The sequence below is a fragment of the Streptomyces sp. NPDC005263 genome (assembly GCF_042872365.1).
In the GTDB taxonomy this organism is placed as follows: domain Bacteria; phylum Actinomycetota; class Actinomycetes; order Streptomycetales; family Streptomycetaceae; genus Streptomyces.
Genome location: NZ_JBIAKJ010000001.1, coordinates 1,368,709 through 1,381,158, shown reverse-complemented (window position 1 = coordinate 1,381,158; position 12,450 = coordinate 1,368,709). Strand labels below are relative to the sequence as shown.

Sequence of the window (12,450 nt, the reverse complement as noted above, 5' to 3'; positions counted from 1 at the left end):
ACAGCGCGTCGCCGGCCACGACAGACACCGTACGCTGGCTGCACTCGAGGCCCTCTGCCTCCATGCCGCCAGTGCCCCGCGGCCATCACGGCCTTCCCCCTCCCTCTTCTTACCTCGGCGATGGAAAGCGAGCACGATGAGCACGCAGCGCGTTCTGGTCGTCGATGACGAGCCCAAGATCCGCATGACCGTGCGCGGCTACCTGGAGGCGGACGGGTTCCACGTCGTCGAAGCCGCGGACGGACCGTCCGCCCTGCGGGCGGTCACCCGTGACCGGCCGGACCTCGTGGTACTCGACGTGATGCTTCCGGGCCTCGACGGTTTCCAGGTCCTGCGTCGCATCCGGGAGGCGAGCCAGATCCCGGTCATCATGCTCACCGCCCGCGACGAGGAGGTCGACCGGCTGATCGGCTTCACCACCGGCAGCGACGACTACGTCACCAAGCCGTTCAGCCCCCGCGAACTGGCACTACGGGTGCGGGCCGTCCTGCGGCGCACCGACAGCCGGTCCGAGGCGGACCACGAGGACGGCGTGCTGCGCTTCGACGGACTGACTGTCGATCACGTGACGCGGACCGTGCTGGTCGATGCCGACCGGACGGTGGAGCTGTCCGCTCTCGACTTCGATCTGTTGTTCGCGATGGCCCGTGTCCCCGGGCGCGTCTTCACCCGGCGCGGCCTGCTGGCCCAGGTGTGGGGCGATGACTTCTTCGGCGACGAGCGCGTCGTGGACGTGCACATCCGTACGCTGCGGCGCGCGCTGGGCGACGAGGCGAGCGCCCCTCGGTTCGTAGGCACCGTCCGCACCATCGGCTACCGGTTCGTCGGGCGCCCCGCCTAGCCGGCAGCCAGGAAGGACACCCATCCATGCCGCTCTCCGGCTTCCCGGCCTACCGCCGATTTCGGGCGCGGATGCGCCGAATCCAGCAGCGGATGTCGCTGCGTAACCGGCTGGTGCTGTCACACGTCATGGTCCTCCTCCTGGCTCTGGCGGCCATGGCGGCGATCAGCGCGCTGATCGAGGTGTGGCTCGGTTTTGACGACATCGAAGGCGACGTAGTCCTCCAGATCGGCCTCTTGTTCGGAGGGGCCGCGGCTTTCCCGGCGTCCCTCGCCCTGACCCGGTTTCTGCTGCGTCCCCTCGACAGGGTGCGCGCCGCCACGCGCCGGCTCGCCGAGGGACACTACGACGACATCCTCGAACTCCCCAGCGAGCCGGGTCTGGCAGCGCTGGTCCAGGACGTCAACACGCTGGCGGCAGCCCTCGCCGACACCCAACGCCGCCGTGCCCGGCTCATCTCCGAGGTCGCCCACGAGATGCGCACCCCCATCACCATCCTCCGTGGCCAGATCGAGGGTGTGGCCGACGGCATCTTCGCCCCCGATGAGGCAATGTTCGCCTCCCTCGCCGACGACCTCCACCGGCTGCAGCGCTTGGCGGGCGACCTCTCCAGCCTGTCCCGGTCCGAGGAGGCGGCCTTCGATCTTCACCGCAAGCCCACCGACGTGGCCACGCTGGCCCGGGCCACGGCCGAGCGTCTGCGCCCGCAGTACGACGACCAGACGGTAGCCCTGGCCGTGGACGCAGGCACACCCGTCGGCACGTTCTGCGACCCGGACCGGATCACTCAGGTCCTGGTGAACCTGCTGGGCAACGCACTGGCCGCATGCGATCCGCACGGGCATGTGGTGCTGTCCGTGCACACCGAACCTGCTCCCGTGCGCCACGTGTTCGTCCGCGTCATGGACGACGGCGTCGGCATCGCCGCACACGACCTCGAACGCATCTTCCACCGCTTCGAACGCCTCGAGCATCCCGGTCGACCCGCTGCTGCCGGTGGCAGCGGCATCGGCCTGACCATCGCGCGGGGCATCGCCCGGGCCCACGGCGGAGACATCACCGCGGAATCCGCTGGACCGGGCAAGGGTGCGACGTTCACCTTGCGCCTACCGCAGGAACACGTCCCCGGGGCCGGCAGGCCTCCGGTCTCCCGCTGACTCCATCGGTTGGTCTCGACGGCCCCCCGAGGATCAGGACAGTCCCAGAAGTGCTTCGGCGTTGCCGGCCAGGATGCCCTGGGTGTCCGCTGCGTCGAGACCTGCCCGCTCGATGTAGGCGACGGTGTCGAGGTAGTGCTCGCCGCCCTGGTACGGGAAGTCGCTGCCGAGGACGAGTCGGTCCGCGCCGACCGCCTGGACCGCGGCTCGCAGTGCCGCCTGGGAACTGTGGGCGACGGTGTCGTACCACATCAAGCGCGCCGCCTGGCTCGGAGGGAGAGGGGCGTCAGGTGCCTCGAAGTGGGCAAGATTGTCCCACCGCTCCAGCAGCATGGGCAACGCGCCGCCGAAGTGGGAGTTGAGGATGCGTACATGGGGGTAGCGCGTCACGAACCCACGGGTGATGAGCTGGGCCGCTACGACGGTGTCCTCCACGGGCGCGCCGACCATCCAGGTGAGGTGGTGGTCGGTGATCTGCGGGGAGGCGACGCCGTCGCCGGCGGGGTGGAGGTACATCACGGTGCCGCGGCGGTCGAGTTCCTGCCATACCGGTGCGAAGGCCGGGTCGGTGAGCGCCCGGCCCGCGGCCGAGGTGGTCAGGGCCACGCCCACCACCCCCGGCGCGTCGAGGACGCGGTCGAGTTCGGCCAAGGCCGCGTCGACGTGCGGCAGAGGAAGCACGACGAAGGCCAGGAAGCGGTCGGGGTGGCGGTCCACCAGGGCGACGTACCGGTCGTTGATCATGCGTGCGGCTGCGGCGGCCTGATCCGGATCCGGCAGGGCGCCCGTCAGTGGGGAGGCCGAGATCACCTGCCGGTCCACACCGGCCCGTTCCATCAGGGAGAAGCGGGCCTCGAGTTCCTTGTCGGTGTCGTCGGCCCCCAGCCCGCGCTGGCCGCCGGTGGTCGTGACGCCCGAGTCGGCCAGGAAGTCCAGGTAGTCGCTGGGGTAGACGTGAGCGTGCGTGTCGATGCGCATGAAGGGGTTCTTCAATCGTCGAGGGAGGGGGAACCCTGGGCACTGGGTGGGCCCCATGGGTCCCTGGGCACTGGGTGGGCCCGCAGAAGGAGCGGTGCAGGAAAACGGCCAGGCGAAATGGACAGGCCAAGCTACTTGTCGACCAGGGACATGTGGTGCTCGTTGTAGCGGTTCCCCTGTACCCCGACGCGGCCGGCGAGTCCGTTGAGGTCGGCGAGTTCGTCGGCGGAGAGGGGCAGTCGGGTCGCGCCGATGTTCTCCTCGATGCGTGCGGTGCGCCGAGTTCCGGGGATGGGAACGATCGACGGATGCTGCGCGAGCAGCCAGGCGAGCGCGACCTGGCCCGGTGTGGCGTCCTTGGCCTGCGCAAGCTGTGTGACGTGGTCGACGAGGGCTTGGTTCGTCGCCCGGTTCTCGGCTGTGAAGCGTGGAATGTTCGTACGGACGTCGTCGGCGGTGAAGGGCGTCGTGGCGTCCACCGTCCCGGTCAGGAACCCCTTGCCGAGCGGGCTGAAGGGTACGAATCCGATGCCGAGTTCCGAGCAGGTCGGCAGAACCTCATGCTCGGGGTCCCGGGTCCACAGCGAGTACTCGCTCTGTACTGCCGTCACCGGGTGGACCGAGTGCGCGCGGCGGATGGTTTGCGCACTGGCCTCCGAAAGCCCGAAACAGCGCACCTTACCTTCCTGTACGAGCTCCCCCACGGTTCCGGCGACGTCTTCGATCGGCACCTCAGGATCAACGCGGTGCTGATAGAAAAGGTCGAGCGTTTCGACCCTGAGCCGTTTGAGGGAAGCCGTGGCGACGGCGCGGATCTGCTCGGGCCGGCTGTTGAGTCCCGTGGAGGTGCCGTTCTCGATGCGGAATCCGAACTTTGTGGCGATCACTGCCTGGTCCCGCACCGGAGCGAGTGCTTCTCCGAGGAGTTCTTCGTTGACGTAGGGGCCGTACACCTCCGCCGTATCGAAGAACGTGACTCCGCGGTCGAGGGCGCTACGCAGTACGGCGATCATGTCGGTGCGATCGCCAGGGTTGGGGCCGTAGCTCTGGGACATTCCCATGACCCCGAGACCGATGGCGGAGACTTGCAGGTCACGTCCGAGCGTTCGGGTGTGCATTCTTCCTCCTTGTTGCCGGCAATACCGGTGAGTGGGCTCCAGGTGATGGGCGGGCCGCCGCCGCGTCCGGTGTCGTCGCGCATTACGGCGTACTGCGGTTCACCGCGTTGTCCGCGGAAACAGGCGCTTGGCGTTCGCCGTCGTGAGCGATCGCCATGTCGTGTCCCGCGCCGGTGGTTCGGCCGCGTCGATCGCCGCGATGTGGGCGTCGGCCAGCTGCGCAGGCGTCCAGCAGTAGTCGCTGCCGAAGAGCACGCGGTCAGGGTCGACGAGCTTCAGCAGTGCGGGGACCTGGCGTGGGAAGGCTGTGCCCGCCATGTCGTAGTACAGGCCGCGGAGTTGCTGCACCGCGTCGGGGCCGGACGGCTGCCGCGCATGCAGGAACAGGCTCATGAACTCGTTGATGCGGTCGGCCAGGACGGGAATCGCGCCGCCGCAGTGCGGGACGATCACCCGCATGTTCGGGTGACGCGTCAGGACGCCCGCCATCACCAGGTCCGTGACGGTTCGGGCCGTGTCGAAGATGTACTCGACCATCGGACGGGGTCTGCCGAGCGCCGACTGTTCCCAGCACGCGGGCGAGGTGGGGTGCAGGAAGACCACCGCGCGCCGCCGGTCGAGCTCCGCGAAGACCGGGTCGAGGCGCTGGTCGCCCAGGTACACCCCGTGGGTGTGCGTCAGCAACGCCACGCCGTCGGCGCCGAGTTCGTCGAAGGAGAAGGCGATCTCCTCCAACGCGCCGTCGACGTCCGGCAGGGGAAGCGACCCGAAGGTGCCGAAACGCCCCAGGTGGTCCCGGGCCAGTTCGGCGGTGTACTCGTTGACGCGCCGGGCAAGGAGGCGGGCCGCCTTGTCGTCGCCGAAGTGCACACCGGGGGAGGACATGGAGAGCATCGCCTTCTCGATGCCGTTGCGGTCCATCAGATCGAGATGGGCTTGCACGGACCATGTCGGCCAGCCGCCCATGCCGTCGGGGTGCGCGTGGCCGGCCGCCGTCGCCTGCTGGACGTAGAAGTCGGGAAGCAGGTGGGCGTGGACATCGATGAGGCTGGAGGACATCGCAGCGGGATTCCTTCTCGTGGGGCTCGCGTCGTCAAAGCACATACCGCAATCGGCCTACTCCACCTGCTCGCCTCTGGCCAACCGGACCTCTTCGTTGTCCAGTGCCGCCTGGAGACGGCGGAGCACGGTGTCGTCGATCTGCGACTCGTCGCGCAGGCGGACGACGGTCGCACGCTTGGTGGCGATCAGGGCGAGGCGGAGGTCGGTGTAGTGGCGGTTGTGGAGCAGGGCTGGATCGTCGTGGGTGCCGGCACCCCTTGCTCGTGCGGTCGCCAGGTTGGCCTCGTACTCCTGGCGCAGCCACTCCATGACCTTCGGGGTGGTGCCCAGGTCAACGGCGAGCTGGGGCAGCGCCTTGATGGCTTCCTCGGTTGCCGTCGTCTCGGCGAGGACCTGCTCCTCGTCGACGGAGGTGTCGCGCGGCAGCCGGGCCCAGCGCACCACGCCCGGTAGCAGCAGCCCCTGCACCACGAGGGTCACCACGATGACGCCTGAGGTGACGAAGACAATGAACGCTCGGCCGGGGAACGACTCACCCGAGTCGAGGTTCTCCGGTACGGAGAGTGCCACGGCCAGCGACACCGCGCCCCGGAAGCCCGCCAGCCCGCTGACGACGCGGGCCCGGTCACTGATTCTCCGCAGTCGCTGCTCGGGACGCCGGTCGAGCACGCGGATCAGGTAGGCGGAGGAGAACAGAAAGGCGAACCGGACCGCGACCAGGACCACGCTGATCGCTCCGATCGCGACCAGGGCATGGTGGAGGTCGGATCGGCTCAGATGGCGCAGTGCGTACTGCAGTTCCACTCCGACCAGGACGAACAGCGTGCCGTTGATGATGAAGGTGGCCAGCGGCCAGAAGGCCAGTGCCTGACGGCGGTGATCGGCGCGGATGAGGCTCGGAGCCACCTGGGCCATGATCAGGCCGCTCACAACGACCGCGAGGACACCGGAGGCGTGAATCTGTTCGGCCAGCAGATACGCCGTGAACGGCGCCAGAATCATGACGAGATTGCCCAGCAGGGGATCGTCCAGCCGGCGCCGCAGATTCATGTTGACCCAGGCGACCGCCACTCCGACCGCGGCCCCTCCGCCGTAGGCCAGCAGGAACAGCGCTCCGACGTGCGGCAGTGTGAGGTGTTCCTCGCCGACGGTGATACCGACCGCCAGACCGTAGATGACCAGTGCGGTGCCGTCGTTGACGAGGCTTTCCGCGCGCAGCACGGTGATCTGACGTCGAGGGAGGGAGCCGGCCAGTGCGCCGACCGCTGTGGCGTCGGTGGGAGCGACGGCCGCGCCCAGGGCCCACGCCGGTCCCCACGGCTGTCCCAGCGCGTGCCCGGCGACCGCCACAGCCCCTGCGGTGAGGATCACCAGGACCGTGCTCAGCAGGACGATGCCGCGCAGGTTCGTACGAATCTCCCGCATCGACGTGGTCAGACTCTCCCAGTACAGCAACACGGGAAGGAAGAGCAACAACACGACTTCGGGCGGGAGTTGGGTCTGGCGGACGGCCGGGACGAGGCCGATGAGCGCGCCCACGACGAGCAGCACGACGGGCGGCGCGACGTGGAAGCGCTGCCCCAGAACGTTGCCCACCAGCACGGCCGCACCCAGGACGACAACGAGTTCAAGACCGAGCATGGTGCCTACTCCTGTGCGGGCATGACTGTCGGTGGTGGCTCAGCGGCTTCCACCGGGATCGTCTCGGTCATCGGGGCACCAGTCGCAGTGTCGTGGAGCGCGCCGCGACCAAGGGGTTGACGTACGCGTCGCCGAAACGGCCGTACTTGGTGCGGTACGCGGTGTCGACGCGGTCGTCGACCTCGGAGTCCGTCACCTGGACGAAGGTGACGTCCTTGTCGACGCCTCCGGACCGGATGTGCCCCTCGTGGCCGGCGCGGGCCGTGCGCCACCAGCCGCCGTCCGTGCCGCGGAAGGAACGGACGTACAGGTCGTCGCCGTCGCGGACGACCCAGACCGGCACCGGACCCCGCAGTGTGCCGTCGGCGCGGCGCGGCGCCATCTCCAACTCGTCGGCCGCGGCGATGCGGTCGAGCTCGTCGTTCGTCCATTTCGTCATCGGTTTTCTCCGGTCGAGAAGGCGGCAAGCGGGGCGGACATGCGGGAACTCCTGAGGCGGGGCCAGGCGCCCACCACCGCCCGGGCTTCAGGTCACGGGCGCAGCAAGGCCTTGATGGCGCGGCGCTCGTCCATGGCCTTGTAACCTTCTGCGACCTCGTCCAGGGGCAGGGTGAGGTCGAAGACCTTGCCCGGGTTGATACGGCCGCCGACGACGCGCTCGATCAGGTCGGGAAGGTAGGCGCGCACGGGGGCGGGACCACCGCGCAGACCGACGTGGGAGAAGAAGAGCTCCTGCCCGTCGATCTGCACGTCGTGCGGCATGCCGACGAAGCCGACGTTGCCGCCGGGGCGGGTGGACTGCAGGGCCTGGTGCATGGACTGCTGGGTACCGACGCATTCGAGGACCGAGTCGGCGCCGATGCCGTTCGTCAGTTCCTTGACGCGGGCGACGCCTTCCTCGCCGCGTTCGGCGATGATGTCGGTCGCGCCGAATTCCAGGGCCAGCTTCTGGCGGGACTCGTGCCGGCTCATGGCGATGATGCGCTCGGCGCCCAGTTCCTTGGCGGCGATGACGCCGCACAGGCCCACCGCGCCGTCGCCGACGACCACGGCCGTCGAACCGGGCCGGACTTCGGCCGCGGTGGCGGCGTACCAGCCGGTGCCCATGACGTCGGAGAGCGTCAGCAGGCTGGGGATCAGCTCCGCGGCCGGCTGCTCCGGGGTGGCGACCAGGGTGCCGTCGGCGAGGGGGACGCGGACGTACTCGGCCTGGCAGCCGTTGGGGAAGTCCCGGTGCAGACAGGAGGTGTGAAAGCCGGCCCGGCAGATCGGGCAGGTGTTGTCGGAGGCGATGAAGGAGCCGATGACGAACTGGCCGGGCTTGACAGCCGAGACGTCGCTGCCGACCTCCTCGACGATGCCGACGTACTCGTGGCCGATCGGCTGCGGCTCGGTGACCGGGTTGATGCCGCGGTAGCTCCACAGGTCGGAGCCGCACACACAGGTGGCGACGGTGCGGATGACCGCGTCCGTGGGCGCCACGATCTTCGGCTCGGGGGCGTTCTCCACCCGGATGTCCCCGGGCGCGTGAATGATGGTTGCTCGCATGGTGGCTTCCCAGTTCCTTGCGGTCTGTCGTGGCGTCAGGGGTGGGTACGGGTGCTGACGCGCGGGCCGTTGTAGTCGGGCGGGGCACCGTGCCAGTGCTCCTCACCCGGGGGGGGGTGTGGCCCGTGATGCGGGGTATGTGCGGGCGGAGGAGCATCAGCCGGACTGGTCGGACTTCTCCGCGATCTCCTTGAGCTGGGTCATCGCACTCATGGCGTTGGGCCATCCGGCGTAGAAGGCGAGATGGGTGATGGTCTCGATCAGTTCGTCCTTGGTCACGCCGTTCTCCAGCGCCTTGCCGAGGTGGAAGCCGAGCTGGTCGGTTCGGTACAGGGCGGCGAGAGCGGTGACGGTGACGAGGCTGCGGTCGCGCGGAGACAGACCCGGCCGCTCCCAGATGTCGCCGAACAGGACGGTGTCGGTCACCTCCGCGAGCTTGGGGGCGAACTCCTGGATCGCCGGCGGCGCGAACTTCTTCCGTTCGGACATGGGGTGGTGCTCCTAGCATGTGTGGGGGGATTCAGGACGCTCGGTCTTGAACCGGGTGCCGGGACGGGTGCTCACCGAAGAACGAGGTGAGCTCGGCGAGGGCGGGGAGACGCATTCGTCCTCGCCGTGTAGGTCGAAGTGGGACGTACCGTCGAAGGAGTTGGGCTGGGCGATCTGGTCGACTCCGCGCAGCACCCACGCGTTCAGGAAGCGGGGTTCGCCCTCACTTGCGCCCTGGTGAGCGGCGTCGAAGGCCGGGGCGGCGAGGCCCGCTTCGGTCGCACAGTTCTTACTCGCCTCCTCCGCCTGCAGCATGGAAATACGCGATATCGGTGACGTGTGAAAGTAATTCTGACCCGGGGGTGGGCCGTTCAGCTCGTTCGGGTGGATGCTCTCCGTAGGCCGCCTCTGATCAACACGCCATTGACCCTGCCACCTCCGAGGGAATCCGCAATGGGCAGAATTCCACCCGGGGTATCACTTATCCAGGGGAGGGATTCTTACCCCCCTCGTGCGGACCGAGCGGTGTGACACTGGCTGTCCCGGCCCCGCCGCCGGACCGCACCGAAGGCGCACCCGCAGTTGTGCCGGCTGCTCGACGATCTCCGGTGGTGGGGAGGCCGTCACGTGGCGTCGCGCAGGGCTGGGCATGACGCGGTTCCACCACGCACTCGTCGGCGAACTCGTCCTCGACTGGGACACCTTCACCTGCGGCAGCGATCCCGATCAGGAACTCGAGACTTACCTACCAGACCCTGGGAGAAAACTCTCCCTCTCATTTTTCAGGTGAATACTGCGACACTGAATGCCATGTGCATCAATCAGCATGTGCCTGAACTGGGAGAATTCCTCAAGGCGTGCCGGGCACAACTCAGTCCGCGAACGGTGGGCCTACCCGAATTCGGGGCGCCCCGACGGGTACCGGGGCTGCGCCGTGAGGAGGTCGCCCGTCTCGCGGGGATCAGCACCTACTCCTACGCGAGGTTGGAGCAGGGGTGTGCCCCTGTGCCGAGGCCGGTGCTCGCCGCTCTCGTCCGTGTCCTGCACCTCGACGACAACCAGCGTGACCACCTGTTCGCGCTGGCCGCGACATGTGAGTGCGCGCCGCGCCGCAGACCGGCGCAGAAGGTCCAGCCCCAACTCAGGCGTCTCCTGGACGAGCTGAGCGGGACCCCCGCGCTCGTCCTGGGGCGGCGCATGGACATCCTCGCCTGGAACGCGATGGCAGCGGCTCTCCTCACCGACTTCGAACGTGTTCCGGACAAGAAGCGCAACTACGCCTGGCTACTTTTCACCGACCCCGCCATCCGGGAGCTCTACCTCGACTGGAGGACGATCGCCCGGACCTGCGTCACCCACCTACGCGTGGAGGCCGTCAAGTGCCCCGGCGATCGTGAGCTCACCGCGCTGGTCGGCGAACTGTCGGTGACCGACGCCGACTTCCGGCAGTGGTGGGCAGGCCGCCCAATGCCCGGCTTGCGGGTCGGCACGAACAGGCTGCGGCATCCGATCGCCGGTGACCTCACCCTCGACTGGGACAGCCTGACCTGCACGGCTGACCCCGCGCAGCAGCTTGTGGTCTTGACCGCGGAGCCCGGGACCTCGTCCCATGACGGACTGCGCTTCCTCGCGTCGTGGACTGCCGACCCGTACCAGCGGGCGCGGGATGCGACAGCTTGACCGAAACGGCGCGAGTCCATGGACCGGCCTTGACCGCGCCCAGCCGGCGCTTCTGGAAGGCAATCGCGACCCCTCGGTCCCGTACCGACGAACAACGGCCGCGTCATGGTCAAAGGTGGCTTGCCGGGGCCGACCACCCTGCGCCGGTGTCACGCTGGACAGCTGACTCCTGGTCTGCCGCGTGTACGGTCGTCTTCGTCAGCGGTCGGCCCGGCTGTCACGGCGTGGAGAACAGGCTGGGCCCCGAGGGTGAGGGGCCGTCGGCGCGGACGCCGTTCGTGACGCGCAGGAACTCCAGTTTTTCCGCGTCGGCGGATCCCGCTGCCACCGTGTAGACGACGAGTCTGATGTCGCAGCCCGGGACGGTGAGCACGTCGCAGTCGCACGTCACCTCGCCGACCTGGGGGTGTACGACGGTCTTGCGGGCCGAGACGTGCGGACCGACCGCGCCCTCGTCCCACAGCCGGGTGAACTCCGCACTGGTGGAGCGCATTTCCGCGACCAGGTCGATCAGTGCACGGTCGCGGGGGTAGTTGACGAGAGCCGTGCGCAGATCGGCGACGAGGGCGGTCTTCAGGGCGTCGCCGTCCTGGAGCACGGGCCAGGCCGCGAGCCCGCCGGGCCCCGCGACGAAGACCGATCGCACCAGGTTGCGCTCGACGTGGGTCCGTGCGCTGGGGTCGCCCATCAGCACCGACCATGAGGGAGTCCAGGACAGCAGGGTCCAGTCGGCGCTGAACACGCCCACGGGACAGTCCCCGAGACGAGCCACCATCCGTTGGACGCCGGCCGGCACATGCGTGGAGACCGTTCCCTCCTGTGGCGGGAGGAGGCCGGCCAGCCGGTAGGCGTGATCGCGCTCCCTGGGTTGCAGCTGCAGGGCCCTGGCCAGACTCGCGACGACCTGCGCCGACGGGCTTTTCGCGCGCCCCTGCTCCAGCCGCACCACATAGTCGACCGACAGCCCTGCGAGCTCGGCCAGCTCCTCGCGCCGCAGTCCCACCGCACGTCGTCCGGGCCGCGAGGTCCGCCCGACGTCGAGGGGAGAAAGCCGGTCGCGCCAGCGGTGCAATGCCGTGCCCAGGGTCTCGTCCACTCGTCCATTGTGTCCGCCGGGCCGTCGTCGTGCCTGGTACTGACAGTCCTACCGTCGCAGAGGGCACTGGTTGTCCTCTCGTCACGAGCCGAGAGTGGACGCATGACCACAACATTCATCACCGGAGCCAACAAGTCCCTCGGGTACGAGACCGCCCGCCGCTTGATCGAGGCCGGCCACACCGTCCTCGTCGGTGCGCGTGATCCGGAGCGCGGCCGGGCGGCCGCCGACGCGCTCGGTGCCCGTTTCATCCAGATCGACGTGACCGACGACGCGTCGGTCGCCGCGGCAGCCGCCGACATCGAGGCTCGCGAGGGCGGCATCGACGTCCTGATCAACAACGCCGGTGTCTTGGGGACACACAGCCCCGCCGACCAGATCACGGCCGCCGACGCCAGCGAGGTGTTCGAGGTCAATGTCGTGGGGATCGTCCGGGTGACGCACGCGTTCCTGCCGCTGCTGCGCAAGTCCGCGCACCCGGTCATCGTCAATGTGTCCAGCGGCATGGGGTCGTTCGCGGCCACCCACGACGCCGAGCGCGTCGAGTCGAAGAACCTCGCGCCGCTCTACACGGCGTCGAAGGCCGCCGTGACCATGCTCACCACGCAGTACGCGAAGTCCTGGCCGGACGTGAAGGTGAACGCGGCCGACCCGGGCTACACCGCGACCGACTTCAACGGGCACAGCGGCCCGCAGACCGTGACCGAGGGGACCGACGCCATCGTCGAACTCGCCACCATCGGGGCGGACGGACCGACCGGAACCTTCCGGGACCGTCACGGCGAGGTGTCCTGGTGACAACGACATCTGGACGCCCGGCCTGGCACGTGTCGCCACCGG

The 12,450-nt window shown here is 68.8% G+C and carries 14 protein-coding genes; 5 read left to right on the top strand and 9 right to left on the bottom strand.

Features of this window, described 5'->3' with window-relative positions:
- The first annotated feature begins 136 nt into the window (after positions 1–136).
- Both ACFYRY_RS06285 and ACFYRY_RS06280 read left to right on the top strand, forming a co-directional pair.
- Complete coding sequence (locus ACFYRY_RS06285; protein WP_389140596.1) at positions 137–841, top strand: response regulator transcription factor; 705 nt, start codon at positions 137–139, stop codon at positions 839–841.
- A gap of 26 nt (positions 842–867) precedes the next feature.
- Positions 868–1,998, top strand: a complete 1,131-nt coding sequence (locus ACFYRY_RS06280; protein ID WP_389140594.1) for a sensor histidine kinase — start codon at positions 868–870, stop codon at positions 1,996–1,998.
- A gap of 33 nt (positions 1,999–2,031) precedes the next feature.
- Here the strand turns inward: ACFYRY_RS06280 and ACFYRY_RS06275 are convergent, their stop codons facing one another.
- From ACFYRY_RS06275 to ACFYRY_RS06240, 8 genes are all read right to left on the bottom strand, one after another.
- A complete protein-coding gene (locus tag ACFYRY_RS06275) occupies positions 2,032–2,976 on the bottom strand; it encodes an amidohydrolase family protein (RefSeq protein ID WP_389140592.1) in 945 nt (314 codons plus the stop codon).
- 131 nt (positions 2,977–3,107) lie between these two features.
- Complete coding sequence (locus tag ACFYRY_RS06270; RefSeq protein WP_389140590.1) at positions 3,108–4,094, bottom strand: aldo/keto reductase; 987 nt, start codon at positions 4,092–4,094, stop codon at positions 3,108–3,110.
- A gap of 99 nt (positions 4,095–4,193) precedes the next feature.
- Complete coding sequence (locus ACFYRY_RS06265) at positions 4,194–5,153, bottom strand: amidohydrolase family protein (RefSeq protein ID WP_389140588.1); 960 nt, start codon at positions 5,151–5,153, stop codon at positions 4,194–4,196.
- A 57-nt stretch (positions 5,154–5,210) separates the two neighbouring features.
- Complete coding sequence (locus ACFYRY_RS06260) at positions 5,211–6,797, bottom strand: Na+/H+ antiporter (protein ID WP_389140586.1); 1,587 nt, start codon at positions 6,795–6,797, stop codon at positions 5,211–5,213.
- A 67-nt stretch (positions 6,798–6,864) separates the two neighbouring features.
- Positions 6,865–7,236 (bottom strand): DUF2255 family protein, encoded by a 372-nt coding sequence (locus ACFYRY_RS06255; protein ID WP_389140584.1) that lies wholly within the window; start codon positions 7,234–7,236, stop codon positions 6,865–6,867.
- A 92-nt stretch (positions 7,237–7,328) separates the two neighbouring features.
- Positions 7,329–8,345 (bottom strand): zinc-dependent alcohol dehydrogenase family protein, encoded by a 1,017-nt coding sequence (locus ACFYRY_RS06250; RefSeq protein WP_389140582.1) that lies wholly within the window; start codon positions 8,343–8,345, stop codon positions 7,329–7,331.
- Between the two features lie 156 nt (positions 8,346–8,501).
- Complete coding sequence (locus tag ACFYRY_RS06245) at positions 8,502–8,834, bottom strand: carboxymuconolactone decarboxylase family protein (protein WP_389140580.1); 333 nt, start codon at positions 8,832–8,834, stop codon at positions 8,502–8,504.
- Positions 8,835–8,846: 12 nt separating this feature from the next.
- Positions 8,847–9,149, bottom strand: a complete 303-nt coding sequence (locus ACFYRY_RS06240; RefSeq protein WP_389140578.1) for a hypothetical protein — start codon at positions 9,147–9,149, stop codon at positions 8,847–8,849.
- A 196-nt stretch (positions 9,150–9,345) separates the two neighbouring features.
- Here ACFYRY_RS06240 and ACFYRY_RS06235 point away from each other — a divergent pair, with 196 nt between their 5' ends.
- Together ACFYRY_RS06235 and ACFYRY_RS06230 are read left to right on the top strand one after the other, a co-directional pair.
- Positions 9,346–9,624 carry a hypothetical protein gene (locus ACFYRY_RS06235; protein WP_389140576.1) on the top strand — a complete coding sequence of 93 codons (279 nt, stop codon included), beginning with the start codon at positions 9,346–9,348 and terminating at the stop codon, positions 9,622–9,624.
- Positions 9,625–9,644: 20 nt separating this feature from the next.
- Entirely contained in the window at positions 9,645–10,514 is an 870-nt protein-coding gene (locus ACFYRY_RS06230) for a helix-turn-helix transcriptional regulator (RefSeq protein WP_389140574.1), read from the top strand.
- A 217-nt stretch (positions 10,515–10,731) separates the two neighbouring features.
- Here ACFYRY_RS06230 and ACFYRY_RS06225 read toward each other — a convergent pair whose 3' ends face one another.
- A complete protein-coding gene (locus tag ACFYRY_RS06225; RefSeq protein WP_389140572.1) occupies positions 10,732–11,610 on the bottom strand; it encodes a helix-turn-helix transcriptional regulator in 879 nt (292 codons plus the stop codon).
- Positions 11,611–11,712: 102 nt separating this feature from the next.
- Here ACFYRY_RS06225 and ACFYRY_RS06220 point away from each other — a divergent pair, with 102 nt between their 5' ends.
- Positions 11,713–12,408 (top strand): SDR family NAD(P)-dependent oxidoreductase, encoded by a 696-nt coding sequence (locus ACFYRY_RS06220; protein ID WP_389140570.1) that lies wholly within the window; start codon positions 11,713–11,715, stop codon positions 12,406–12,408.
- Positions 12,409–12,450: the final 42 nt, after the last annotated feature.